We start from the raw sequence: 26,078 nt of genomic DNA on the forward strand, positions 1-26,078 counted from the left end.
GTTGAGTGGGCAACGTTGTGCCCACTCGACCGACGTACCTGACGTCTCGACCGACCTAAGTGACGTCTCGACCGGGAGTCAGCGGGGCGGCCGAGGAGCGCACTACCAGCTCCGGAGCGATCAGCGGCGGAACCTCGACGGTTCCCTCGGCGATGGCCTCCGCGGCCACCTCGACCGCGAGCTCGCCCAGCGATGCGAAGTCCTGCCGGACGGTGGTCAGCGGCGGCCACAGGTACGCCGCGTCCGGGACGTCGTCGAAGCCCACGACGCTCACGTCCTGAGGGACCCGGCGGCCCGCCTCGTGCAGCGCCCGGATCACGCCGAGCGCCATCGAGTCGTTGGCCGCGAACACCGCGGTGACCGAGGCGTCCCGGGCGATCACGGCGCCGGCCTCGTACCCGCTCCTGCTCGACCAGTCCCCGAAGATCTCGGGCCCCGGCTGCGCCCCGCCGTCCCGGAGCGCGGCGAGCCACCCCTCCCGGCGCTGCCGGGCGTCGATCCAGCCGACCGGGCCGGCCACATGGGCGATGTTGCGATGACCGAGACCCAGCAGGTACTCGGTCGCCAGCACGGCGCCGGCATGCTGGTCGATCCCCACCGAGCGCACCCCTTCGGGCGGGTCGCTGTGGATCATCACCACCTCGACCATGGTGGCGAGCTGGGCGACCAGGTCCTCGAAGGACTGGTGCGAGACACCGAGGAGCACGGCCTCGACCGCGTCGTCGAGCAGCGCCTCGATCGCGCGCTCCGTCGAGGTCGCCTCCAGATGAGGGACCGGGCTGAGGATGATGTCGTAGCCGGCCCGCTGTCCGGCCTGGTGCACCGAGGCGGCCAGCGTGCTCGGCCCGTAGAGGTGTGGCTGCGAGTAGAGCAGGCCCAGCCGACCCGACCGTCGCGTCACCAGCGCTCGCGCCGACTTGTTGCGCCGGTAGCCCAGCTCGTCGATCGCGGCCTGCACCCGCTCACGGGTGTCGCCGCGGACGGCGTCGGAGCCGTTGACCACCCGGGACACGGTCTGGTGGGAGACCCCGGCCAGCGCCGCGACATCTGCCATGCTCGGCGCGTTCTTCGACTCCCCGTTGACCATGCGGTGATCCTAAGCGGGTTCGCTCTGCGGGGAGGGAAGAGCCTCAGCTCTCCTCGAGACCGGGAAGCCCGTGACGCGCTCTGGTGAGGGCTGCGGCGAGCGGAGCACAGCGTCCGTCGGGGACCAGCGAGGCGAGCTCGTCCGGGTCCTCCGGCAGGCCGAACTCACGCGCCTGCTCGAGGAGCGGGCCGTCGAGGAAGGGAGACAGCTCGGGCCACACGTCCTGCACCTCACGGCAGAAGATCCGGGCCCCGACCGGGCCGATGCGGGGCGACTCGGTGAGCGCGTCGATCAGGGTCTCGGCGTCGTCGCGCGAGGTCGGGCGGAGCCGGCGGAGGTCGCCGCGGCAGGTCTCCAGCAGCCACTGCGCCTGCTCGGCGAGCTTGGTCGCGGTGCTCTCGTCGTAGCGGCGGTAGTGGGCCCGGCCGAGAGCGTCCACCCGCTGCTGCCAGGTCGAGTCGAGCAGCCGTTGCGGCGTACGCCATCCGGCGGCCGACAGCTCGCGCGCGGCCCCGACCGCGATGTCGGTCGAGATCCGGGTCGAGGAGAGCATCGTCAGCACGAGGAGGCGATAGAGCGGGGACGGCTTGTCCCGGAGCCGGATGCCGGCCTCTTCGGCATACGTCGTGCCGCCGGCGTCCAGCAGGCGCCGCATCACGTCGCGCTCTCCTCTGCTCACTCTGTCGACGTACCCGGCGCGAGCCGGACGCATGCGGCGAGGGCTGAACTTCGCTGGGCGAACGAAAATTCGTTCGTCGCCGACCGCGAGCTCTCGACACCGGACTTCAGTTCGGCCGCGCGAACGAATTTTCGTTCGCCCTGGACCTACCCGGTCCGAGACTCGCTCAACGACGCCATCATCGACCCAGTACGTGGCGCAGCGCCGTCTCCAGCGAGGCGTGGCGGAACTCGTGGTCTGCGAGCGCGACCGACTCGACCCGCTGGCTCGCCAGCGCCACCTCCTCGGCGCCCTCCTTGCCGAGCAGGAGCCGCGGACCGAGGGCCGGCGTGGGCAGCAGCGCGGGCCGGTGGAGCACGTGCGCGAGCGTCTGCGCGTAGTCCCGGCCGGTGACCGGTTCGGGCGCGACTGCGTTGATCGGGCCGCTCAGCGACTCGTCGAGGATCGCGCGGTGGTAGATGTCGACGAGGTCGTCGATGCCGATCCAGCTCAGCCACTGCTCGCCGCTCCCGAGTCGGCCACCCAGGCCGGCAGCGAAGAGCGGCCGCTGTAGCCGCAGCGCTCCCCCGGCCGGCGTCTGGACGATCCCGGTCCTCACCGCGACGTTCCGCGGCCCGTCCACCCGGCCGGCCGCCTCCCAGTCGGCGACCACGTCGGCGAGGAAGCCGGTGCCCGGCGCCGAGGACTCGGTGAGCATCTCGTCTCCCCTGTTCGAGCCGTAGATCCCGATCGCGGAGGCGCCGACGAACGTGGGTACGCCGCTGCGTGCCGCCGCCTCCGCGAGCCGTCGGGTCGGCTCGATCCGGGAGTCGCGGATCGCCGCCTTGTGCGCCGCGGTGAAACGGCCGGCGATGGACGCCCCGGCGAGATGGACGACCGCATCGACACCGTCGAGCAGGTCCGGCGCCGGCGCCGAGGGATCCCAGCAGCGCTCGTCCACACCCTGCGGGGTCCCTCTGACCAGCCTGATCACCCGATGGCCACCCGTGGTCAGGAACGGGACGAGCGCTTGCCCGACGGTCCCGCTCGATCCGGTCACCGCGATGGTCAGGGACCTGCCCTCGGCGTACGTCCTGTGGTGAGCGGCGAGGTCGGCGCCCAGCTGGGAGTGGCGGTAGGCGAGCATGCGGTCCACCATCCGCCCGACCACGTTCGTCTCGATCCGGTCGGTGACCAGCGTCGCGGCGCCGTCGGCGGCGAACTCGTGCCGATGGGTCCACGACAGCGGTCGCAGCGAGGCGAGCCGGTCGGTGAACAGGTGCGGCGCCTCGTAGGCGGCCGGGTCGTGACGAGCCACCCAGTCCACGCCACGGCCGAGCGAGATCACCGCGGTGCCGTCGGCCAGGTCGGTCGCCTCCTCCCGCGCCTCACCCGGCATCCACGGTGGCATCAGCCGGTGGATCGCCCCGGGGCGCCGATGCCACTCGAAGACCTCCTCGATCGGCGCATCGATGCGCGTCGTCAGCGAATGGGCCCGGACCAGCGGTGACGTCATACCGGTAGCCTCGCGCGGATCCGCCGGGCAGACAATCTCCCTCGCTGGCTCAGCCCTGGAACTCCTTCACCATCTGCTTGGCGATGATCAGCTTCTGGATCTCGCTGGTGCCCTCGTAGAGCCGGAACAGCCGCGCGTCCCGGTAGAACCGCTCCACCGGCACCTCGCGCATGTAGCCGAGGCCGCCGTGGATCTGGACCGCCCGGTCGGCGATCCGGTCGACCGCCTCGGTGCAGAACAGCTTGCACAGCGACGGTGCCATCCGGCGGTCGCTGCCGTCGTCCCAGCTGCGGGCGGCCTCGAGCACCATCGCGCGACCGGCGTACGCCTCGGTCCGGCTCTCGGCGAGCATCGCCTGGATCAGCTGGAACCCGGCCAGCTTCTGGCCGCCCTGGCCGTTGGTCGTGGCGTGCCGGAGGCTCTCCTCGATCAGCCGGTCGGCCAGGCCGACGGTCAGCGCCGCGATGTGCAGACGGCCCTTGGCCAGCGATCGCATCGCCGCGGAGAAGCCCTCGCCCTCGACCTCGCCGACGAGGTTCTCGGCCGGCACCCGGACACTGTCGAGGAAGATCTCGGAGGTCGTGGTGCCGCGCTGGCCCATCTTGTGGTCTCGCGGACCGACGGTGACGCCGGCGGTGTCGGTCGGCACCACGAACACCGAGATGTTCTTCGCGCCCTCGCTGAGGTCACCGGTGCGGGCGAACACCATGAGCAGGTCGGCCCAGTTCGCGTTGGTGATGAAGCGCTTCTGACCGTTGATGACGTACTCGTCGCCCTCGCGCACCGCGCGGGTGCGCAGGCCGCTCGGGTCGGAGCCGGCCTCGGGCTCGGTGAGCGCGAACGAGGCCACCAGCTCCCCGCTGGCCAGCCGGGGCAGGTATTGCTGCTTCTGCCGATCGGTGCCGCAGTTGACCAGCACCTGACCGGCGATGCCGTTGTTGGTGCCGAACACCGAGCGGAACGACGGCGTTGTCCAGCCGAGCTCCATCGCCAGCCTGACTTCCTCCGACATGGTGAAGCCGAGACCGCCGTACTCCTCGGGGATCGCGTAGCCGAACAGCCCCATGGCCGCGGCCTGCTCCCGGAGCCGGTCGGGGATCCGGTCGGTCTCCTCGATCTCGTCCTCGGAGGTGACGACCTCCTTGCGGATGAACGCGCGGACTGCGTCGAGGATCGAGGCGAACTCGTCGGGCTCCATGGGTGCTGCTCCTTCATGCGGGACGGTCAACGGCTCAATGATTGTCCCAACTGGACCAAGGCCCAACTGGCCAATGCTGCGAGGGCATCGAGCGATGCCGTTGCGATGTTGGACGCGTATCGCCTCCGCTCCCTAGCCTCGGGATCCGACGTCGTCGAAACCCCTGAGGAGATCCCATGGGCCGCTACACCCCCACCGAGCTCCGTGACGCCCTCGGCACCGGGCTGCTGTCGTTCCCCGTGACCCACGCGACCGCCGACTACGCCTTCGACGAGGAGGCCTACCGCGCACACCTGCAGCACCTCAACGGCTTCGACGTCGCCGGCCTGTTCGCCGCCGGCGGCACCGGCGAGTTCTTCTCGCTGACACACGACGAGGTGTCCCGGGTCCTCAAGGCGACCGTCGAGGAGGTCAAGGACGGCACCCCGGTGCTGGGAGCGGCCGGGTACGGGACCTCCCAGGCAGTCGCGATGGCGCAGCGCGCCGAGGCGGACGGCGCCGACGGCATCCTGCTGCTGCCGCCCTACCTCACCGAGCTGTCGAGCCGTGGGCTGTACGAGCACGTCGCCCGCGTCTGCTCCGCCACCTCGCTCGGCGTGGTCGTCTACCACCGCGCCAACGCCCGCTACGACGCCGACATGATCATCCGCCTCGCCGAGGAGTTCCCGAACCTCATCGGCTTCAAGGACGGCATCTGCGACATCGACCTGATGGCCACGCTGAACGCCCGCCTCGGCGACCGCCTGGTCTACATCGGCGGCCTCCCCACCGCCGAGACGTACGCGCTGCCCTACCTGGAGCTCGGCGCCAGCACCTACTCCTCGGCGATCTTCAACTTCGCCCCGCGCTGGGCGGTCGAGTTCTACACGGCCGTACGCAACCATGACCGCGACGAGGTGCTCACCCGCCTCCGCGACTTCGTCGTCCCCTACATCGCGATCCGCGACCGCGGGGCCGGCTACGGTGTCTCCATCGTCAAGGCCGGCCTCACCGCCGCCGGGCGCCCGGCGGGTCCGGTACGTCCCCCGCTGACCGACCTCACCAAGCAGGAGCTGGCGGAGCTGACCGCTCTCGTCAAGACCGTCGTCTGACTGACAGGAGAACCCGTGAGCCGCCGCATCCTCCAGGTCGGACCGCTCAAGCCGTCGCTGGCCGCCACCCTCACCGAGCGGTACGACGCCCTCGTGCTGCCCGACGACGACACCCGGGCCGCGTTCCTCGCCGAGCACGGCCCCTCGATCGGCGCCGTGGTGACCACCGGGCGCACCGGCGTACCGGCGGACCTGATGGCGCAGCTGCCCGCCCTCGGTGCCATCGTCAACTTCGGGGTCGGCTACGACACCACCGACGTCGAGGCCGCCGCCGCACGTGGCGTGCTGATCTCCAACACCCCCGACGTCCTGACCGACTGTGTGGCCGACACCGCGATCGGCCTCACCATCGACACCCTGCGCCGGCTGAGCGACGCCGACCGGTTCGTACGCCGCGGCGACTGGCCAGAGGCCGGCACCTACCCGCTGACCCGCAAGGTCTCGGGCAAACGGGTAGGCATCGTGGGCCTGGGCCGGATCGGCCAGGCGATCGCGACCCGGCTCGAGGCCTTCGGCTGCCCGATCTCCTACCACTCGCGCCGCGAGGTCACCGGCTCCCCCTACATCTATGCCGCATCTCCGGCCGACCTCGCCGCCGACGTCGACATCCTGGTCGTCGCCACCTCCGGCGGCAGCGGTACGCAGCACCTCGTCGACCGCCAGGTGCTCGAGGCGCTCGGCCCCGAGGGCTACCTGATCAACATCGCGCGTGGCTCCGTGGTCGACCAGGACGCCCTGGTCGACCTGCTGCGCACCGGCGGGATCGCCGGAGCCGGGCTGGACGTCTACACCGATGAGCCCACGGTGCCCGCGGACCTGATGGCCCTCGACAACGTGGTGCTCCTCCCCCACCTGGCCAGCGGCACCGTCGAGACCCGTGCCGCCATGGAGCAGCTGGCCCTCGACAACCTCGACCGCTGGCTCGCCGACGGAACCGTCCTCACTCCGGTGCCGGAGGTGACGCCTCGGGGTGCATCGTGATCTCGGTGATCCGGTTGCCGTTGCGGGCGGCCACCTCCAAGATGCCACCCGGGACAGCCAGCACCTCCCCGACCTGCGGGATGTGTCCCAGCCGGGCGATCAGATAGCCCGCGACGGTCTCGTAGCCGCCGTCCTCGAGCTGGATGCCGGTGGTGTCCGCGAAGTCCTCGAGCGTCATCGCGCCGTCGATCCGGGACAGGTCGCCGTGGTCGCGGATGCGGGCCTCGCCGTGGTCGTACTCGTCACGGATGTCGCCGATCATCTCTTCCACGAGATCCTCGAGGGTCACGATGCCGTCGGTGCCGCCGTACTCGTCGACCACCACCGCCAGATGGGTGCCGCCCTCGCGCATCGTGGCGACCGACGGGATGACCCGCTTGGTCCCCGGCAGCGCCAGGACCGGACGGCACACGTCCCGGATCGAGCGCTGGTCGGTCGTGGTGACACCGAGCAGGTCGCGCACGTGCAGGAACCCGAGGATGTCGTCGAAGCCCTTCCCGGTCACCGGGTAGCGGGAGTAGGGCAGGTCGCGCACCTTCTCGGCAGCCGCGGGGAGCGGCATCGAGGCAGGCAGGAAGGTGACGTCGCCGCGCGGGCGCATCACCTCCCGCAAGGTCGTCTCGGTGGTGGCGAACACGTCGTGGAGGATCCGGCGTTCCTCCTCCTCGAGGTCCTGGTTCGTGGAGACCATCTCCCGCAGCTCCTCCTCCGAGACCTGCTCGGCCGCGGCCTTGGGATCGCCGCCGAGCAGGCGCACCACGGCGTTGGTCGAGATGGAGAGCAGCCAGATGACCGGCCGCATCACGTTGGCGAACCGGTCCAGGACGGGCGCGACGGCGAGCGAGATGCCGGCGGACTTCTGCAGCGCCAGCCGCTTGGGCACCAGCTCGCCCAGCACCAGGGAGAGGTAGGCGATGAACAGAGTGAGCACGATCAGAGCCGTGGTCTCGGCGAGCGTCTCACCCATACCGAGACGCTCGAGATAGGGCGCGACGTCGGGAGCGATCGCCGACCCACCGTAGGCCGCGGAGAGGAACCCCGCGACGGTCACACCGATCTGCACCGCGGCCAGGAATCGGTTGGGATCGCGGGCGACCTCCGCCACCCGGGCCCCGCGAGGCCCCTGACGCTCCAGAGCGGTCAACTGGCTCTCCCGCAGCGATACCAGCGCCAGCTCGGTCGCCGCGAAGACACCGCCGACCAGAACGAATACCAGGACCAGCCCGAGGCTGAGGAATGTCTGCGTGTCCATCATGCCCGCTCACCCGTCGTGTCGAATTCGGGTGAGCGGTAGGAACTTCGAGGCTTCTTCACGCAGAAGAATCTACAGCCAGGCCGCACGTCAGCCCGGATCCGACCCCGCGCCCTCGAGTCGGACCACCACCCCCTTCGAGGTGGGCGTGTTGCTGCCCTCGGCGACACTGTCGAGCGGCACGAGGACGTTGGTCTCCGGATAGTACGCCGCCGCCGAGCCCCGGCTCGCCGGGTAGGCGACCAGGGTGAACCCGGGTGCCCGCCGCTCGACACCGTCCTCCCAGACCCCGACGATGTCGACGCGGTCGCCGTCGGCGAGCCCGAGCTCGGCGATGTCGTCCGGGTTGACCATCACCACCCGCCGGGCCTGGTGGATGCCGCGGTAACGGTCGTCCATCGCGTACGGGATGGTGTTCCACTGGTCGTGGGAGCGCAGCGTCTGCAGGATCAGGTGGCCCGGTGGCGCCTGCAGCCAGGTCAGGTCGTTGCGCGTGAAGACGGCCTTGCCGCTCGGCGTGCGGTAGACGCCGGAGTTGACCGGGTTCGGGAGAACGAAGCCGTTGGGCTCCTTGATCCGCTCGTTGAAGTCTTCGAACCCCGGCACCACCCGAGCGATGCGACCGCGGATCCGGCTGTAGTCGGCCTCGAAATCCGCCCACGCGATGCCGTAGCGGCCACCGATCGTGGCTCGCGCGATGCGCGAGACGATCGCGACCTCGCTGAGCAGGCTCGTCGAGGCCGGCGCGAGCTTGCCGCGGGTCGCGTGCACCGAGCTCATCGAGTCTTCGACCGTCACGAACTGCTCACCGCTCGCCTGGACGTCGATGTCGCTGCGGCCCAGCGTGGGCAGGATCAGCGCCGTCTGCCCGACCACTGTGTGGGAGCGGTTGAGCTTGGTGGAGATCTGGACCGTCAGGCTGCAGCTCCTCAGCGCCGCCTCGGCGACGTCGCTGTCCGAGATCGCCCGGACGAAGTTGCCGGCGACGCCCACGAAGACCTTCGCCTTCCCGTCCCGCATCGCCCGGACCGCGTCCACCGAGTCGTACCCGTGCCTGCGTGGCGGGTCGAAGCCGAACTCGGCACCGAGCGCGTCCAGGAAGGAGTCGGGCATCTTCTCCCAGATGCCCATCGTCCGGTCGCCCTGCACGTTGGAGTGGCCACGGACCGGGCACACGCCCGACCCGGGCTTGCCGATGTTGCCCCGCAGCATGAGGAAGTTGACCACCTCGCGGATCGTCGGCACACCGTGCTTGTGCTGGGTCAGCCCCATCGCCCAGCAGACGATGACCGAACGGCTCGCCAGCACCTGCTCGTGGACGGCCTCGATCTCCTCGCGGGTCAGCCCGGTGGCCTCGAGCGCGGTCTCCCAGCTGATCGAGCGGGCATGCTCGGCGAAGGCATAGAACCCGGTCGTGTACTCCGCGATGTACTCCCAGTCCAGCACCCCTCCGCCGGCTTCCCGGTCGGTCTCGAGCAGACGGCGGTTGAGCATCTGGAACAGGGCGAGGTCACCGCCAGGGCGGATCTGCAGGAACTGGTCCGCGATCTGGGTGCCCCGGCCCACCACGCCACGAGCCTTCTGCGGGTTCTTGAACCGCATCAGTCCCGCCTCGGGCAGCGTGTTGACCGCGATCACCCTGCCGCCGCGCTGCTTGGTCTCCTCCAGCGCCGACAGCATCCGCGGGTGGTTCGTACCCGGGTTCTGGCCGACGACGAACACCAGGTCGGCGTTGTAGATGTCCTCGAGCTGGACGCTGCCCTTGCCGATCCCCAGCGTCTCGTTGAGCGCCGAGCCGCTGGACTCGTGGCACATGTTCGAGCAGTCCGGCAGGTTGTTGGTGCCGAAGGCCCGGGCGAAGAGCTGCACCAGGAACGCGGCCTCGTTGTTCAGCCTGCCCGAGACGTAGAACAGCGCCTCGTCGGGAGAGTCGAGGCCGTTGAGCTCGGCGCCGATGGTCTCGAACGCCTCCTCCCAGGTGATCGGCTCGTAGTGGGTCGCACCTGGCCGCTTGACCATCGGCTCGGTGAGCCGGCCCTGCTGGTTGAGCCAGTGGTCCGACTTCTCGTCGAGCTCCGCGACCGAGTGCCGGGCGAAGAACTCGCGCGTCACCCGACGCGAGGTCGCCTCGTCGGCGATGTGCTTGGCGCCGTTCTCGCAGTACTCGTTCCGGTGGCGGTGGGCGGGCTCCGGCCAGGCACACCCCGGGCAGTCCATCCCGTCGGCCTGGTTGAGGTTCAACAACGTCAAGGCCGTACGCCGCACAGAGGTCTGCCCCAGCGAGTACTCGATCGCCTTCCGCACCCCAGGCACGCCTGCGGCCCAGGTCTTCGGCTCGGTGACACCGAGCGACTCCACCGGCTCGTCCACGGGGTACGCCCCGCCCGCATCTCGTTTCACCACGCCTGCTCCCTTCGCGACTCGTGCTAGCTGGCCGGCCGGGGCAGCGCGTCCTCGTCATCGACCGGCTCGACGACGGGCTCGACGACGGGCTCGGCCGAATCGACCGACTCGACGACCGCTTCGACGACCGTCTCACCGACAGGCTCGCCAACCGGCTCGTCGGCGGGAGCATCGGGGTCACGGGAGACCCTGATGACGAAGTCGTCCCCGTGCTCCGAGACCCCGTAGACGACGGCCTGCTCGACAGCCTTGGAGGCGTACTGCGCGCGCACGACCAGCGGGTCCTCCCGGAGGTCCTTGACCAGGGACACGCACAGCCCGACCATGACCACCACGAAGGGGACCGCCGCGACGATGGTGATGGTCTGCAGGCCGCTGAGCGCGTCGGAGCCGCCGACCAGGAGCATCACGGCGGCAACCGCGCCCGTGGCGACACCCCAGAAGATCACCGTCGGCCTCCCCGGCTCGATCGAGCCGCGCTCGGAGAGCGTGGCCATGACGATCGAAGCGGCGTCCGCACCCGAGACGAAGAAGAGCGCGACCAGGACCATGACGACCACGCTGGCCGCGGTGGCGAACGGGAAGGACTCCAGAGTCGTGAACAGCTGGGTCTCCACGCCCCCTGCGCCCGCGATGTCCACGCCGTTCTGCTGCAGGTTGATGGCCGCGCCGCCGAAGATCGCGAACCAGGCCAGGCTCACCAGCGAAGGAACCAGGAGCACACCGGTCACGAACTGGCGAATGGTCCGGCCGCGCGAGATCCGCGCGATGAACATCCCGACGAACGGCGTCCACGAGAGCCACCAGGCCCAGTAGAAGACCGTCCAGCTCGACAGCCAGGAGGCGGTCACAGACCCTTCGGCCGAGGTCCGTGCCGACATCATCGCCACCTCTTGGAAGTAGCTGCCGACCGTTGTCGGGACGAGGCTGAGGATGAACACCGTCGGTCCGGCCAGGAAGACGAACAGGGCCAGCCCGACGGCGAGCACCATGTTGATGTTCGAGAGCCACTGGATCCCCTTGGCCACTCCCGTGACCGCCGAGATGACGAAGCCCACTGTGAGCACGGCGATGATGGCGACCAGGATGCCGTTGCCGGTCCGGCCCAGCCCGCCGACGATCTCGAGCCCGCTACGGATCTGGAGCGCGCCGAGGCCGAGCGATGCCGCCGACCCGAACAGCGTGGCGAAGATCGCGAGCATGTCGATGACCTTGCCGCCGGCACCGTACGCGTGACGTCCGAGGAGCGGCTCGAACACCGAGCTGATGAGCAGGCCGCGCCCCTTCCGGAAGACGCTGTACGCGATCGCGAGACCGACCAGGGCGTAGATCGCCCACGGGTGGATCCCCCAGTGGAAGAGGGTCGTGGCCATGGCCGTCTGGATCTTCTCGGACTGACCGTCGCCGACGGAGCCCGGCGGCGGGGCGATGTAGTGGCTGATCGGCTCGCTCACCCCGTAGAAGATCAGGCCGATCCCCATGCCGGCGCTGAACATCATCGTGATCCACGAGACCGTGCGGAACTCGGGCTCCTCGCCGTCCCTGCCGAGCGGGATGTTCCCGAACTTCCCGAAGGCGAGCCACAGCACGAACCCGACGAAGGTCGACGCCGCGGTGACGAAGAGCCATCCCAGGTTGGCCATCACCCAGGACAACGACGTCCCCGAGACCGACGCCAGCGACTCCGTGCTGAGGAACCCCCAGACCAGGAAGCCGACCGCGATGAGCGCGGTCACCCCGAAGACGATGCGGTCGACGCCCCCCGTGTCCTTGGCCGGCTCCTCGGGAGGACAGTCGAGCGCGGGATGGGTCGGACTTCCGCTCTGACCGACGGCCTTGTGACGCGGCGACGGGACAGGGGAAAGGTCTCCGCTACCTGCGGATGATCTCATGACGCACTCCGATCGAGAGCCCTTGGGACGAGCAGCATCTGTAGGTGCCATGGAGGCTCCGGGTGGCGGCACTACGGTGGGGCGCTACGCGGTCAGACGCTGATATACCAGTGACCATATATGTGATGCATCACAGATGACAAGAGGTCGAATCACAAGGAGATGACCGACCACGCGATTGCCCGGAGGCTGATGTATCAGACTAGGATGGTAAAAGCGCGTCAGGAATATCTGATGCCAACAGGTCGGACCGGACAGGTGGGCACGCACTCGATGACTGTTGACGAGATTCTGGCGACGACGGCGAACCCGCCCGCCTCCTCACTTGCCGAGCAGGCCTACCAGTACGTCCGGGATCGCCTGGTGATGCTCGACATCCGCCCCGGAGCGCCGATCAACGACGCGCAGATCGCCGCGGCCATCGGCATGGGCCGCACCCCTGTCCGCGAGGCGATCAAGCGACTCGAGGCCGACCACCTCGTCCACTCCTTCCCGCGGCGCGGCACCTTCGCGACGACCATCGACGCGACCGAGCTCAGCGCGATCACCGAGATCCGGCGTCAGCTGGCTCCGCACGCGTCCCGCGTCGCCGCGGAGCGCGCGACCGCGCAGCAGCGCGAGCAGATGCGCGCCCTGGCTGATCAGATCGGCAAGGGCAAGCTGGGCGACCAGGACCGCACCGCCCTGATGCGCGTCGACAAGGCCGCCCACGGACTGATCTACCAGTCGAGCGGCAACGCCCACCTCGAGGACATCCTGGTCAGGTACGACAACCTGGCCATCAGGATCTGGTGGATGGTGATCGACCGTCTCCCCGACCTGGCCCACCACGTGGTCGAGCAGGCCCAGCTCCTCAACGCCGTGGCCGACGGCGACGGCGACCGAGCCGAGAAGCTCACCCTCGAGCACATCGGTGACTTCGAGCGCGAGATCCGCCAGGTTCTCTGAGCCATCGGTGGCTGCCAGGTCGACCCCGACCCGGCAGCCACCGGTGCTGCGTACGCCTCAGCAGTCCAGGCGGACGTCACCCAGCGGCTTGGAGCAGCAGATCAGCACCTTCTGCTGGGCGATCTCCTTCGGTCGGATCCCGCCGTTGTGCTGCATGTCGACCTCTCCGGAGAGCATCGACACCTTGCAGGTCCCGCACATGCCCTGACCACAGGCGGCCAGCGGCCGCATACCGGCTGCCACCGCCGCCTCCAGCAGCGTCTGCTCCGGACCGCAGGTGATCATGCGGCCGCTGCGTGCGAACTCGACCGAGAACCCGGTCGCGGCCTCCTCCGCGGCTTTGTCCGCGGCGTCCTGCTCGGCTTCCTGCTCGGTCGGTGGACCGGCCGGCAGGACAGGCGCCGCGGGCGCGCTGAGGTCGAAGCTCTCCTCGTGATACTTCGCCATGTCGTAGTCGAGCTCTTCGAGCAGCGACTTCGCCGCCGCCATGTAGCCCTCGGGTCCGCAGATGAACGTCTCGCGCTCGTTGAGGTCAGGGGCCAGGATCTCGAGCACCGGCTTGGAGATACGTCCCTGCAGCCCCATCCAGCGCTCGCTGGGGGCGTCGCCTTCGCAGATCTCCACCACTCGCAGGTTGGGCATCAGGCGCGCCATCGCCTCGAGCTCCCCGCGGTAGATGATGTCGGCCGGGGTGCGCGCGCTGTGCACGAAGAGGATGTCCGCCTCGGACCCCAGGTCGTACAGGGTCCGCGTCATCGAGAGCACCGGGGTGATGCCGCTCCCGGCCGAGAGGAACAGGTACTTCGGCGCGTCCTCCTCAGGCAGCACGAAGGCGCCCGCCGGGGCGTGCATCGAGATCCAGTTGCCGGGCTCGAGGTTGTCGTGCAGCCAGTTCGACACGACGCCGCCAGGGACGCGCTTGATCGTGATCGCCAGGCGGTCGGGCCGGGTCGGCGGAGAGGCGATCGTGTAGCAGCGGGTCATCATCTCGCCGTCGATCTCGACCCGCATCGTGATGAACTGGCCCGCCTCGAAGTCGAAGGGGCGCCGCTCGGGTGTCGTGAAGACGAAGGTCTTCACATCATGGGTGACCGCCAGAACCTGGCTGCACACCAAGTCCATCACGTCGCTCTCTGCCCAGCAGGGCTCCAGCATCCGCTTGCTACGGACGACCGACGGGCGGCCGTTCTGCAGGCCGAACGAGTTCGGCTCCGACACCTTGGGGATGTCTGTCTCCATGATGCTCATGTCTGCTCCCGAATCCTGCTAGGCGTTGGCTTGGACGCGTTGGACGTACCAGGTGACGAAGGCGTCGACCTCGCCCTCGACGGTCGAGTACGGGCCGGGTACGTAGCCCGGGTCCGCGACCCCTCGCTGCGTGCTCTCCACCAGGACGCGGTCCTGGTCGTTGGTGGCTCGCCAGACAGAGGTGAGGGACTCGACCGAGTAGTCGACCCCTTCGACGGCCTCCGGGTTCACCAGCCAGGTCGTCCGGACCAGCGTCCGGTCGACGGCGAGGGGGATCACCGAGAAGACGACGGCGTGGTCACCGAGGAAGTGGAACCACGAGTTGGGCTGCATGTGCAGCGACAGGTCGCCGAACCTCGGGTCCTCGATGGACCCCATCAGCTTGGCGCAGAGCTGCTGTCCGTCGGGGCCGAACGAGGCCCCCGCGCCGTCGAGTGGGAGGTGAGAGATCTGGAACGCCGTCGCACGTCCCTCGAGCTCGCAGCGCTCTCCGATGGGGAAGCCGATGGCCGCGCAGGCCTTCTCCAGATCGGCCTGCGCCGCCTGGTAACGCTCGAAGGTCGACTGCATACGCGGCGGCACGTCCTTGGCCTCGTACCGGCTGATCGGGAAGTAGGCCGTGACCAGCTCCGGGTGGGAGGCGTCGCAGTGGTGGCACTCGCGGTTGTTCTCCATCACCAGCTTCCAGTTGCCCTCCTCCACGATGTCGGTCTGGTGGGCGACCTTGGCCGAGGCGAGGGAGTAGGGCTTCAGGTAGGGCTCGAGGAACTCGCTGACCTCGTCGAAGTCGGCCGGCGGCTCCTCGGCCAGACAGAGGAAGACCAGCCCGCCCACGGCTCGAACGTTCACCGGCTTGAGCCCGAACTTGTCGTACTCGAAGGAGTCCTGCTGGGACTCGGCGAAGATGAGGCTGCCGTCGACCCGGTAGGTCCACTGGTGGTAGGGGCACACGATGTTGCCGATCGAGCCACAGGCGGACTCGAGCAGCCGTGATCCGCGGTGCCGGCACACGTTCCGGAAGGCGCGGACGTTCTCGTCGTCATCGCGAACGACGATCACGGAGTGCGCGCCCACATCGATGGTGACGTAGTCACCGGGGTCCGGGATCTCGGCCTCGGCGACAGCGAAGATCCAGTGCTGCCCGAAGACGATGTCGAGATCCTGCTCGTAGATCTCCGAGCTTGTGTAGAACGGCGCCTCCAGGCTGTAGCCGGATGCTCGCCTGTCCGCCAAGGACGCCAAGTCAGCAGGCGTCGTTTCGATGCTCATTCGCGTCACGCTCATGTCTCCCACGCTCAGATCCGGGCAGGTACCGGGGTTCAGATGACAGCGGCCCGTCAGTCAACAGTTGTTTCGCTCTGCACAACTACTGCGTACCGTGAAACGATTCTGCCGCGCCAAATGTGGCGCTGTCAACGGATCGATGTCGATTCGGTCACAGGATTTACGCGCGCTCGGCGACACAGGCGAAGCGGCCCGCATGCACAGGGCATGCGGGCCGCTCTTGCGTGCCGGTTTCGTCGCCCCGGCGGGGCGCAGATCACTCGGCCTTGGGGAAGCCGTTTCGCTCGGAGATCGACGCAGCGGCCGCGAGAACGTGCTCGGCCAGCTCGGCCGCATTCTCTGAGGTGATGCGGAACGACGGGCCGGAGACCACCACGGCGGCGATGACCCCGCCACCGATGGAGCGGATCGGCGCAGCCACACCGGCGAGCCCGATCTCGTGCTCGTCGACCGAATAGGCGTATCCAAGCTCCCGGATCTCGGCGAGCTGCTCCTCGAGCCGCTTCGGGTCGACGACGGTCTCCTCGGTGTAGCGCTCGAGCCCACGATCCAGGATGTGCCGACGCTCCTCCGGCCTCATGGTCGCAAGGAAGACCTTCCCGGAAGCGGTGGTGTGCAACGGGCTCCGCTGCCCGACCCAGTTCACCGAGGTGATCTCGGCACTTCCGATCACCTGGTCGATCGTGATGGTCTCCGCGCCGTCGTTGATGACGATGTTGACGGTCTCCCCAACCTCGTCGGCCAGTGCCATGCAGATCGGCCGGCTGGTGACCGAGATGTCGTGCTTACGTGTCGCACCGGCAGCCAGCTGGATGACGCCGTAGCCGAGCTGGTACTGCCCACGGCTGGCGTTCTGCTCCACCAGCCCCCTCGCTTCGAGCGTCGCCAACAACCGGAAGATCGTCGACTTGTGCACCCCCAGCTCCTCCGAGATCGGCGTGACGCCGACCGCCCCCCGCCTGGCGAGCACCTGGAGGATCGAGATTGCTCGGTCGACTGAGTGAACGGTCGTACTCCGCGTTTCGCTCGTGTTGCTCATGGCGAAACAGTATGCACTCTTGACAGATTCACCCCGCGGACCCCCGTCCGAGATGGGTCTTGATGTGCGCGCCATGAACGGTCTAGTTTGGGTCAACGGTTGTTTCACATAGCGCTCTTGTTTCGCATAAAGAAACAACCGTGAAACCTGAGTACGCCAGACGCCCCGTCCCGGGGCAGGAAGAAGAGACGTCATGGCAGACAACAGAGTCGTCGTCTACAAGGGGCCGGGCGAGGTGGCCGTCGAGACCATCGAGTACCCGAAGCTGGAGCTCCCCCAGGACGTGGTCAGTGGCCTGGGCATCAAGCGCGCCGCGCCGCACGCGGTGATCCTCAAGCTCGTGACCAGCAACATCTGCGGCAGTGACCAGCACATGGTGCGTGGCCGGACGACGGCCCCTGTGGGCCAGACCCTCGGCCACGAGATCACCGGCGAGATCGTGGAGATCGGGGACGACGTCCTCTTCCACGAGGTGGGTGACATCTGCTCGGTCCCGTTCAACATCGCGTGCGGTCGTTGTCGGATGTGCAACGAGGGCAAGACCGGCATCTGCCTCAACGTGAACCCGGCGCGGGCCGGCGCGGCGTACGGCTATGTCGACATGGGCGGCTGGATCGGCGGACAGGCGGAGTACGTCATGGTCCCGTTCGCCGACTTCAACCTGCTGAAGTTCCCCGATCGGGACCAGGCCCTGGAGAAGATCCTCGACCTGACGATGCTCTCCGACATCTTCCCGACCGGCTACCACGGCGCGTATACCGCCGGGGTCACCACCGGTTCGACCGTGTACGTGGCGGGCGCCGGCCCGGTCGGGCTCGCCGCGGCGTACTCGGCGCAGCTGCTGGGGGCCGCGACCGTCATCGTCGGCGACATGAACGCGGCCCGACTCGAGCAGGCCGCCAGCTTCGGCTGCGCGACCGCGGACCTGTCCTCCGGTGACGCCCTGGCGGACATCATCGCGGACATCCTCGGCGAGCCGGTGGTCGATGCGGCCGTCGACGCGGTCGGCTTCGAGGCCCGCGGTCACGGCCGTGACGCCGCCGAGCAGCCCGCCACCGTCCTCAACGACATCATGGAGGTCTCCCGCGCAGGTGCCTCGCTCGGCATCCCCGGGCTGTACGTGACCGGCGACCCGGGCGCGGTCGACGATGCCGCCAAGCAGGGTCAGATCGGCGTCCGGCTCGGCCTGGGCTGGGCCAAGTCGCACACCTTCGTGACGGGTCAGTGCCCGGTCAAGCAGTACAACCGCCAGCTGATGAACCTGATCCTCGCCGACAAGGCCCACATCGCCGACGCGGTCAACGCGAAGACCATCAGTCTCGACGAGGCCGCGGAGAGCTACGCCGCGTTCGACCAGGGCGCGGCCACCAAGTACGTGATCGACCCGCACGGCATGGTGAGCTGACCCGCCACCCGCTGGTCGAGCGCAGGAGGAGCCGTGTTGGTCTCGACACGACTTCGCCTAGCGGCTCCGTCGGCTCGACCAGCGGTCGCACGGTCGTTGGTCGAGCCGACAGAGGTCGTTGGTCGAGCCGGAGTCGTGAGGAACGAACGACTCCGTGTCGAGACCAACGCAGTCAACTCGAGCGCGAAGGGGACTGTGTTGGTCTCGACACGCTTCCGCCTAGCGGCTCCAGCGGCTCGACCAGCGGTGGGCCGATCAGGCGGTGGCCCAACCAGCGGGCAACGCAGTCAGAGACCCAGCAGGCGGCGCGCCTCGCCGACGGTGACGACGGAGCCGGTGACCAGCACCTGACCTCCTTCGTGCGCGGAGGCGGCTTGGGTCGCCTCGCGCAGGGCGTCGGCGAGGTCGTCGACCTCGATGACCCGGCCCGCGCCCAGGACCTTGCTTGCCGCATCGGCGACCTCCCGAGAGGCGAGCGACCTCGGGCTGCCGTTCCGGGTGCAGATCATCGTCGTCACGACGGGCTCGAGCTCGGCGAGCATGCCCGCGAGGTCCTTGTCGCCCATCGCGGCTACCACGGCGATGGTCGGCCGCCCGCCCAGGTCGGAGAGGCCGGCCGCCAGGGCTCTGGCGCCGCCGGGATTGTGGGCGGCATCGAGGATCACCTCAGGGGTTCCGGGCAGCACCTCAAGCCGTCCGGGCGACCTGACCGAGCCTAGCGCCCGGCGCAGCGGCTCCACGGGGATCACCTCGCCGAGGAGAGCTTCGACGCTCGCGATGGCGAGCACGGCGTTGTGCGCCTGATGATGCCCGTGAAGCGACAGCGGGAGCTCGGGATAGTGTCCCGCAAGGCCATCGACCGAGATGATCTGGCCGTCGCCGAGCGCTCGTCGGCCGCTCAGACGGAAGTCGAGGCCCTCGACCATGAGTCTCGCGAGAGACGTGTAGGCGTGCGCCCGGAGGAGCTGCTCGACCTCGGGTGTCTGCCGAGCCGAGACAGCCAGCGCACCAGGCTTGATGATCCCGGCCTTCTCCCCCGCGATGTCGAGCACGGTCGGGCCCAGATGGTCGACATGGTCGAGGCCGATGGGGAGGATCGCCGCGACCGGGGCGTCGATGACGTTGGTCGCATCCCATCTGCCACCCATGCCGACCTCGACCGCCGCGACGTCGATGTCGGCGCTGGCGAACGCCTGGTAGGCCATGGCGACCGTCATCTCGAAGAACGACAGCGGAGTGCGACTCTCGCGGTCCAGTGCCTCGGCCGCGGGCAGGACGTCCCGATAGGCCTGGACGAACCCGTCGCGGGAGATCGGCCGGCCGCCGACGCTGATTCGTTCCCGGATGTCGGTGAGGTGGGGACTGGTGAACCTGCCGACCGTAGTGCCCAGCTCGAGCAGGATCGCCTCGACCATCCGCGCGGTGCTCGTCTTGCCGTTCGTACCGGTGATGTGGATCGACCGGAAGCTGTGCTGCGGCTGGTCGAGCGTGTCCATCACCGCCCGGATGCGCTCCAGGGAGGGGGCGATCCTGGTCTCGGGCCAGCGGGCGAGAAGCTCGCGTTCCACCTCGGTGACGTCGAGGTCGGCGGCCGGAACCGCCGCGGCGCCCGGCCGCCGACTCACCGCTCCCCTGCCCGGGCGCCGACCAGCTCGGCTCCGACCGTGCGGCCATGCAGGCGCGCGGCGACCCTGGAGGCGGCAGCGGCACCCGAGACCGAGTGCACGCGCACTCCCCAGGCGCCTCCGTACGCAGCGATGGCGGCCACGGCGTCTGAGGCCTCGTCACGGTCGGCGGGAACGCCGGAGTCACGTCGTCCGTACGTCGCCACCTCGGCGAGGAACCGTTTGCGGGAGGCTCCGACGAGGACGGGGAAGCCGAGCTCTCTGAGCGCCGGCAGGGCCGAGAGCAGCTCCCAGGATTGGGCGGCGTTCTTCGCGAATCCCAGGCCGGGGTCGAGGATGATGCGCTCGGGGCGTACGCCGGCGGAGAGCGCGGAGTCGAGGCGGCCACGAAGCTCGGCGCAGACGTCGTCGACGACCGAGTCGTAGTAGGTGAAGTCGTCCATCTGGACGGAGTGCCCCCGCCAGTGCATGAGTACGCAGGTGACGTCGGCCTCGGCGAGGAACGGCAGCATCTCGGGGTCGGCGAGGCCACCGGAGACGTCGTTCACGATGACGGCGCCGGCTCGGACGGCCTGCCGGGCGACCGAGGCCCGCATGGTGTCGATCGAGACCGGAAACCCTTCCCCGGCCAGGGCCTCGACCACCGGAACCACGCGGGCGAGCTCTTCGCTCTCACTGACACGCCCGGCACCGGGCCTGGTGGACTCGCCACCGACGTCGAGGATGTCGGCGCCTTCCCGCATCAACTCGACGCCTCGGCTGACGGCGGCCTCGACATCGAGGAACCTGCCGCCGTCGGAGAAGGAGTCGGGCGTGACGTTGATGATGCCCATCACCTGGCAGCGCTGCGCTGCTCCGATCGAGCCCCGTACGGCACTCATGCCGGCACCCCGACGATCGCCTCCCGAGCAGCCAGATGCTGTTCGGCGATCTCGACGATGTTGGTCAGCAGCATGGCGCGGGTCATCGGTCCGACTCCCCCGGTGGCACCGCTCATCTTGCCGGCGACGACATCCACGTTCGGGTCGACGTCGCCCAGGATGCCCTCGATGGTGCGGGTGATGCCGACGGACAGGACGGTGGCGCCGGGACTGACCCAGTCGGGCTTGACCAGGTGAGCAACACCCGCCGCGGCGACGATGACGTCCGAGGCCCGGGCGTGAGCGGCGACGTCGCGGGTCTCGATGTTGCACAGGGTCACGGTGGCGTGCTCCGTCGGGCGGGTGAGCATGAGCCCGAGAGGCCTGCCGACGGTCAGGCCACAGCCGATGATGCAGAACCGCTGTCCGGTGATCGGCACATCGTGCTGCCGAAGGAGCTCGATGATCCCGCGCGGCGTGCACGGCAGCGGCGCCGGGGTCCCGAGCACCAGCTTGCCGAGGTTCGTGGGGTGGAGCCCGTCGGCGTCCTTGTCCGGGTCGATGAGCTCCAGGACCCGGTGGGTGTCGACGTGCGGAGGCAGCGGCAGCTGGACGATGAAGCCGGTGCAGGTCGGGTCGTCGTTGAGCTGCTGCACCGCGGCCTCGATCTCCGCCTGCGACGCGGAGGCGGGGAGCTCGATCCGGATCGAGGCGATGCCGACCTCGGCACAGTCGCGGTGCTTGCCCGCGACGTACGACCGGGAGCCCGGATCGTCCCCGACGAGGATGGTGCCGAGGCCGGGGTCGATACCGGCCTCGTGCAGTGCCTTCACCCGCTCGGCGAGGCCGGCCTTCAGATCAGCAGCGACGCGCTTGCCGTCGATCTTTGCTGCGATGCTCATGCGCTTCTCCTTCGGGCCGTGACGTCAGCATTCGATGACGTTGACAGCGAGTCCTCCGCGGGAGGTCTCCTTGTACTTGATCTTCATGTCGGCCCCGGTCTCGCGCATGGTCTTGATCGCGGCGTCGAGAGAGACACGGTGGCTGCCGTCGCCGCGGGCGGCGATGCGGGCGGCGTTGATGGCCTTGTTGCTGGCGATGGCGTTGCGCTCGATGCACGGGATCTGCACCAGCCCACCGACCGGGTCGCAGGTGAGGCCGAGGTTGTGCTCGATCCCGATCTCGGCGGCGTTCTCCACCTGCTCCGGTGTGCCGCCCAGCACCTCGCACAGAGCGCCGGCGGCCATCGCGCAGGCCGAGCCGACCTCGCCCTGACAGCCGACCTCGGCGCCGGAGATGGACGCGTTGATCTTGAACAGGATCCCGACCGCGGCGGCCGCGAGGAGGAACCTCACGATCCCGTCCTCGTCCGCGCTGGGCACGAACTTCTCGTAGTAGTGGAGGACGGCCGGCACGATGCCCGCCGCGCCGTTGGTCGGCGCGGTCACGATCCGCCCACCCGATGCGTTCTCCTCGTTGACGGCGAGGGCGAAGAGGTTGACCCAGTCCATCGCTCTGAGCGGGTCGGTGTCGTCGGTGACGGCGTGGAGGTGGGTGTAGAGCCCCGGAGCGCGGCGAGGGACCTTCAGCCCGCCGGGCAGCGTGGGCTCGGTGCGGGTGCAACCGTTGTGCACGCACTCCTGCATCACCGACCAGATGTGCAGCAGCTCGGCGCGCACCTCGTCCTCGGTGCGCCACGCCATCTCGTTGGCCATCATCACGTCGCTGATCCGCTTGCCCGATCGGGCGCAGGTCGCGAGCAGCTCGGCTCCGGTGGTGAAGGGGTACGGGATCGGGGTCGCGTCCGCGACGATCCGGTCGGCGCCGGCCGCGGCCTCGTCCACGACGAAGCCGCCGCCGACCGAGTAGTAGGTGCTCTCCAGGAGCGTCGCCCCGGGGGCGTCGAACGCGCGGAAGATCATGCCGTTCGGGTGCGCGGGCAGGGTCTTGGTGCGATGCATGACGACGTCGGCGGCGTCGAACTCGATGTCTCGCCCACCGCCGAGCCGCAGGCGACGAGCGGCACGCACCTCGGCCACGCGATCGTCGGCGTTGTCCGTGTCGACGGTCTCGGGACGGTTGCCCTCGAGACCGAGGACGACCGCCTTGTCGGAGCCGTGGCCGTGCCCGGTGGCGCCGAGAGACCCGAACAGCTCCACCTGGACCCGGGCGACCCCGTCGAGCAGCGAGCCTTCCTTCAGGGCGTCGGTGAACTGCACCGCCGCGCGCATCGGGCCGACCGTATGGGACGACGACGGCCCGATGCCGACGGAGAACATGTCGAACACGCTCAGTGCCATCAGCCGGATCCCAAGACCTTGAACTCGGCCATGGCGTCGATCAGCCAGCGGCCCAGGAAGTCGGCGTACGAGGCGCGCGGAAGGATCCGATACGACTCTTTCTCGACCTTCCAGAGCAGCACCGGGACACGTCCGATACTGGTGGCGACGGCGGTGCCGGGCGAGAAGGCCCGGGGATGGAGGTCGAGCGGGCAGCCCTTCTCGAGCACCGCCCGCGCCGACGGGCCCTCGAGCCGGAGCGTGGTGCGGTTGGCCGAGAGATCGAGGACCGCGGAATCACCGGCTGCGGCCCCCGCGCGCAGGTAGGACACCAGGGTGGAGCCGCCCACGCTCTGGGAGATGACCAGATACTCGTCGGGCGAGAGCCACAGGACGGCCACGTCGTGGCCGATGGCGACCTCGCCGCAACGGGCCGGCAGCTCGGTGCCGAGGACCTTGGCAAGGCGATCCCGGTCCGGCGAGCCGATCGGCACGCGCAGACCCACCATGGTGAGGAACTGCTCCTCGCGCACCCGCACCCCCCGGGCTCCCGAGACGCCGGCGTCGACGAAGTCGCCGTGGAGGTGTTGGGCCGGGCTGACGCGTAGATCATGGATCGTCTTGTCGAGCGGCTCGATCGTGGTCTCAACCATCGCGGCGGCTTCCTTCCGGGTCGTAGAGGACGGTTTCGGCGACGACGACGTCGACCATTCGGTCTCCGACCGGCGCGACGAGGGTCTGGCCGATGCGGTTGCGGCCATCCTTGATGAGCGCCAGGGCGAACGAGCGCCCGAGCGCAGCGCTGTGGTAGCTTGAGGTCACGTGCCCGAGCATCGGCACCGGTCCGTCAGCAGGAGTGATCGGCGTACCGGCCGCGACCAGCTGGGTGCCCTCGGGCAGCCGGAAGGTCTTGTCGACCGGCAGCACCGAGACGAGGTGCTTGCGGTCGCTGCGGGCGGTGTCGTCCCGGCTGTAGGACCGCTTTCCGACGAAGTCCTTCACCTTGGAGACGATCCACTCCATGCCCGCGTCCTGAGGGGTGACCGTCCCGTCGGTGTCCTGGCCGACGATCGGGTAGCCCTTCTCCGCGCGGAGAACGTGCATGGTCTCGGTGCCGTACGGGGTGATCGCCCATTCCTGACCGGCGGCGTGGATCTCCTCCCACACCCGCTGACCGAACCAGGTCTCGACGTTGACCTCGAAGGCGAGCTCTCCGGAGAACGAGATCCGGCACACCCGCGCCGGGACGCCCGAGGCGAGCGTCGTCTCCCGGAAGCTCATGAACGGGAACGCCTCGTTGCTGACATCGAGCTCCGGCGCGATCTTGGCGATCACCTCGCGCGACTTCGGGCCGACGACGGCGACGGTGGCCCACTGCTCGGTCACCGAGGTGAAGCTGACGTCCAGGGCCGGCCACTCGGTCTGATGCCACTCCTCGAGCCAGTCGAGGACCTTGGCGGCGCCTCCGGTGGTCGTGGTCATGAAGTAGCGGCCCTCGTCGAGGCGGAGCGTGACGCCGTCGTCGAAGATCATCCCGTCGGGCGTGCACATGACGCCGTAGCGCGCGGAGCCGGGGGCGAGCTTCTTGAAGCCGTTGGTGTAGATCCGGTTGAGGAACTCACCGGCGTCGCTCCCCCACACCTCGATCTTGCCCAGGGTGGTCGCGTCCATCATGCCGACGGACTCGCGGACCGCGGCGCACTCTCGGAGCACGGCCTCGTCCAGCGACTCGCCGTTCCGCGGGTAGTACCACGGCCGCAGCCACTGCCCCACGATCTCCATCTCCGCCCCGTGCGCCACGTGCCAGGGGTGGATCGACGTCAGCCGGGCGGGGTCGAAGAGGTCTCCGCGCTCGCGACCGGCGAGCGCGACGAACGGGACCGGAGCGTACGGCGCCCGGTACGTGGTCGTGCCGATCTCGCCGGGGCTGCGACCGTCGTTGAGCGCGGCCGCGATGACCCCAATCGCGTTGACGCCGGAGGTCTTGCCCTGGTCGTTGGCGGTGCTGATGGAGGTGTAGCGCTTGATGTGCTCGACGCTGCGCATTCCGGCACCGGTCGCACGCAGCACGTCGTGCACCGTCTGGTCGCGCTGGAGGTCGACGAAGTGGTCGACCAGGTCGTCGAGCGGTACGCCGTCCTCGGCCGCGAGCCAGAGGCTGCGGGTCGTACCGCTGCCCGTCGCTGCGGGAAGGGGCTCGATCGGAGCCTCCAGCTCACCGACGAAACCGGCGGCGAGCAGAGCCGTCGAGGCCGCATGCCGACCCTCGGTGAGGCACGCCTCGAGGGTGTAGCTGCCGCGGGCCGAGCCCACGATCTGCTGACCGGCGACCTCCCCCGCTGGTACGAAACCGGCCAGGTCCTCGTCCCAGCGGACCTTTCCCTGCCGCTGGCTGTGCAGGTGCACCACGGGGCTCCAGCCTCCGGCGACGGCGACCACGTCGCAGGCGATGTCTCGACTCTCTCCGACCGCGAGACCGTTGTCGTCGATGGCCGACACGGTCGCGGCGGTGACCTGGGGATCGCCGTCGGTGTCGAGGACTGCGGAGCCGAGGAGGACCTCGATGCCGGCGGCTTCGGCTCGGCGGGCGGCTTCGGACCGCTCGGCGCGGGAGTCGACGACTGCCGCCACGGAGACTCCGGCGGCCGTCAGGTCGGCGGCGACGTCGTAGGCGCTGTCGTTCGTGGTGGCGAGCAGTATCCGGTCCCCTGCGGCGACGCCGTACCTGTTGAGGTAGGTGCGGACGGCGGAGGCGAGCATGACGCCGGGCCGGTCGTTGTTGGCGAAGACGAGGGGACGCTCGTGAGCGCCGGTCGCGACGATGACCTGCTGGGCCCGGACGTGCCACAGGCGCTGTCGCGACAGACCGGTGAGCTCCTCCTTGGCGGGGCCGTCGAGATGGTCGAGCCGGCTCTCGAGCGCGATCACGTAGTTGGAGTCGTAGCTGCCGAAGGCGTTGGTCCGGGTGAGAACCGTGACCTCGGGTGCGGCCGCGAGCTCCTCGGTGACTCCGCGCAGCCAGGTGTCGCTGTCGACGCCGTCGATGCTCAGGTCTCGGGTGGAGAGCAGGGAGCCGCCGAGCTCGGGCTGGTCGTCGATGAGGATGACGCGGGCACCGGATGCGGCGGCGGCGCTCGCGGCGGCGAGCCCGGTGGGGCCGGCACCGATGACGAGCACGTCGGCGTGGACGTACAACTTGTCATAGATCGAGGTGTCGTCGGCGGGGTCGAGCTCACCGAGGCCGCTGAGGTAGTGAGCCTCGAGCCCGTCGACGAGCTCGACGGTCGTGGCGGGAAGCATCGACTCGGTGAC

General features: G+C 69.2%; 20 protein-coding genes. 4 read left to right on the plus strand and 16 right to left on the minus strand.

Going from position 1 to position 26,078, the window contains the following annotated elements; all coding sequences use genetic code 11:
* Positions 1–55: 55 nt before the first annotated feature.
* The 4 genes from H5T77_RS19750 to H5T77_RS19765 form a co-directional block, all read right to left on the minus strand.
* Positions 56–1,087: a LacI family DNA-binding transcriptional regulator gene (locus H5T77_RS19750; protein ID WP_292652138.1), complete on the minus strand. Its 1,032-nt coding sequence runs from the start codon at positions 1,085–1,087 to the stop codon at positions 56–58.
* A 43-nt stretch (positions 1,088–1,130) separates the two neighbouring features.
* A complete protein-coding gene (locus tag H5T77_RS19755) occupies positions 1,131–1,766 on the minus strand; it encodes an endonuclease (RefSeq protein ID WP_292652139.1) in 636 nt (211 codons plus the stop codon).
* Between the two features lie 178 nt (positions 1,767–1,944).
* Positions 1,945–3,261: a TIGR01777 family oxidoreductase gene (locus H5T77_RS19760; RefSeq protein WP_292652140.1), complete on the minus strand. Its 1,317-nt coding sequence runs from the start codon at positions 3,259–3,261 to the stop codon at positions 1,945–1,947.
* Between the two features lie 49 nt (positions 3,262–3,310).
* Positions 3,311–4,459: an acyl-CoA dehydrogenase family protein gene (locus tag H5T77_RS19765; RefSeq protein WP_292652141.1), complete on the minus strand. Its 1,149-nt coding sequence runs from the start codon at positions 4,457–4,459 to the stop codon at positions 3,311–3,313.
* A 176-nt stretch (positions 4,460–4,635) separates the two neighbouring features.
* Between H5T77_RS19765 and kdgD the strand changes: the two genes are divergently transcribed.
* Together kdgD and H5T77_RS19775 are read left to right on the plus strand one after the other, a co-directional pair.
* On the plus strand, positions 4,636–5,550 hold the full coding sequence (gene kdgD / locus H5T77_RS19770; RefSeq protein ID WP_292652143.1) for a 5-dehydro-4-deoxyglucarate dehydratase: 915 nt from the start codon (positions 4,636–4,638) through the stop codon (positions 5,548–5,550).
* A gap of 15 nt (positions 5,551–5,565) precedes the next feature.
* The gene (locus H5T77_RS19775) at positions 5,566–6,531 is read left to right on the plus strand and encodes a 2-hydroxyacid dehydrogenase (protein WP_292652145.1); all 966 of its coding nucleotides are present in this window, start codon (positions 5,566–5,568) and stop codon (positions 6,529–6,531) included.
* Here the strand turns inward: H5T77_RS19775 and H5T77_RS19780 are convergent.
* The 3 genes from H5T77_RS19780 to H5T77_RS19790 all read right to left on the minus strand — a co-directional run bounded on the left by H5T77_RS19780 (position 6,491) and on the right by H5T77_RS19790 (position 12,078).
* Positions 6,491–7,783 (minus strand): hemolysin family protein, encoded by a 1,293-nt coding sequence (locus H5T77_RS19780; RefSeq protein WP_292652146.1) that lies wholly within the window; start codon positions 7,781–7,783, stop codon positions 6,491–6,493. The genes H5T77_RS19775 and H5T77_RS19780 overlap by 41 nt on opposite strands.
* A gap of 90 nt (positions 7,784–7,873) precedes the next feature.
* Complete coding sequence (locus H5T77_RS19785) at positions 7,874–10,186, minus strand: FdhF/YdeP family oxidoreductase (protein WP_366816647.1); 2,313 nt, start codon at positions 10,184–10,186, stop codon at positions 7,874–7,876.
* A 23-nt stretch (positions 10,187–10,209) separates the two neighbouring features.
* Positions 10,210–12,078, minus strand: a complete 1,869-nt coding sequence (locus tag H5T77_RS19790) for a BCCT family transporter (protein ID WP_292652148.1) — start codon at positions 12,076–12,078, stop codon at positions 10,210–10,212.
* Positions 12,079–12,351: 273 nt separating this feature from the next.
* On the opposite strand from H5T77_RS19790, the gene H5T77_RS19795 reads away from it, so the two are divergent.
* On the plus strand, positions 12,352–13,026 hold the full coding sequence (locus H5T77_RS19795) for a GntR family transcriptional regulator (RefSeq protein WP_292652150.1): 675 nt from the start codon (positions 12,352–12,354) through the stop codon (positions 13,024–13,026).
* A gap of 57 nt (positions 13,027–13,083) precedes the next feature.
* On the opposite strand, the gene H5T77_RS19800 is transcribed toward H5T77_RS19795, so the two are convergent.
* The 3 genes from H5T77_RS19800 to H5T77_RS19810 form a co-directional block, all read right to left on the minus strand.
* Entirely contained in the window at positions 13,084–14,274 is a 1,191-nt protein-coding gene (locus H5T77_RS19800; protein WP_292652152.1) for an FAD-binding oxidoreductase, read from the minus strand.
* Between the two features lie 18 nt (positions 14,275–14,292).
* Entirely contained in the window at positions 14,293–15,543 is a 1,251-nt protein-coding gene (locus tag H5T77_RS19805; protein ID WP_292652154.1) for an aromatic ring-hydroxylating oxygenase subunit alpha, read from the minus strand.
* A 271-nt stretch (positions 15,544–15,814) separates the two neighbouring features.
* The gene (locus H5T77_RS19810) at positions 15,815–16,597 is read right to left on the minus strand and encodes an IclR family transcriptional regulator (RefSeq protein WP_292652156.1); all 783 of its coding nucleotides are present in this window, start codon (positions 16,595–16,597) and stop codon (positions 15,815–15,817) included.
* Positions 16,598–16,790: 193 nt separating this feature from the next.
* Between H5T77_RS19810 and fdhA the strand changes: the two genes are divergently transcribed.
* Entirely contained in the window at positions 16,791–18,002 is a 1,212-nt protein-coding gene (gene fdhA, locus H5T77_RS19815) for a formaldehyde dehydrogenase, glutathione-independent (RefSeq protein ID WP_292652158.1), read from the plus strand.
* A gap of 287 nt (positions 18,003–18,289) precedes the next feature.
* Here fdhA and H5T77_RS19820 read toward each other — a convergent pair whose 3' ends face one another.
* The 6 genes from H5T77_RS19820 to H5T77_RS19845 all read right to left on the minus strand — a co-directional run.
* Entirely contained in the window at positions 18,290–19,627 is a 1,338-nt protein-coding gene (locus tag H5T77_RS19820; protein WP_292652159.1) for a bifunctional folylpolyglutamate synthase/dihydrofolate synthase, read from the minus strand.
* Positions 19,624–20,508, minus strand: coding sequence for a dihydropteroate synthase (gene folP, locus H5T77_RS19825; RefSeq protein WP_292652161.1), 885 nt, complete (start codon positions 20,506–20,508; stop codon positions 19,624–19,626). The genes H5T77_RS19820 and folP overlap by 4 nt, the downstream gene beginning before the upstream one ends.
* On the minus strand, positions 20,505–21,389 hold the full coding sequence (locus tag H5T77_RS19830) for a bifunctional methylenetetrahydrofolate dehydrogenase/methenyltetrahydrofolate cyclohydrolase (protein ID WP_292652163.1): 885 nt from the start codon (positions 21,387–21,389) through the stop codon (positions 20,505–20,507). The genes folP and H5T77_RS19830 overlap by 4 nt, the downstream gene beginning before the upstream one ends.
* A 24-nt stretch (positions 21,390–21,413) precedes the next feature.
* Complete coding sequence (locus H5T77_RS19835; RefSeq protein ID WP_292652166.1) at positions 21,414–22,787, minus strand: L-serine ammonia-lyase; 1,374 nt, start codon at positions 22,785–22,787, stop codon at positions 21,414–21,416.
* Complete coding sequence (locus tag H5T77_RS19840) at positions 22,787–23,419, minus strand: sarcosine oxidase subunit gamma (protein ID WP_292652168.1); 633 nt, start codon at positions 23,417–23,419, stop codon at positions 22,787–22,789. Before H5T77_RS19840 ends, H5T77_RS19835 begins: the two co-directional genes overlap by 1 nt.
* Positions 23,412–26,078 (minus strand): sarcosine oxidase subunit alpha family protein (locus tag H5T77_RS19845; protein WP_292652170.1); only part of this gene is annotated, 2,667 nt, incomplete at its 5' end. The genes H5T77_RS19840 and H5T77_RS19845, both read right to left, overlap by 8 nt.

The sequence above is a fragment of the Nocardioides sp. genome, assembly GCF_014360585.1.
Lineage (GTDB): Bacteria > Actinomycetota > Actinomycetes > Propionibacteriales > Nocardioidaceae > Nocardioides.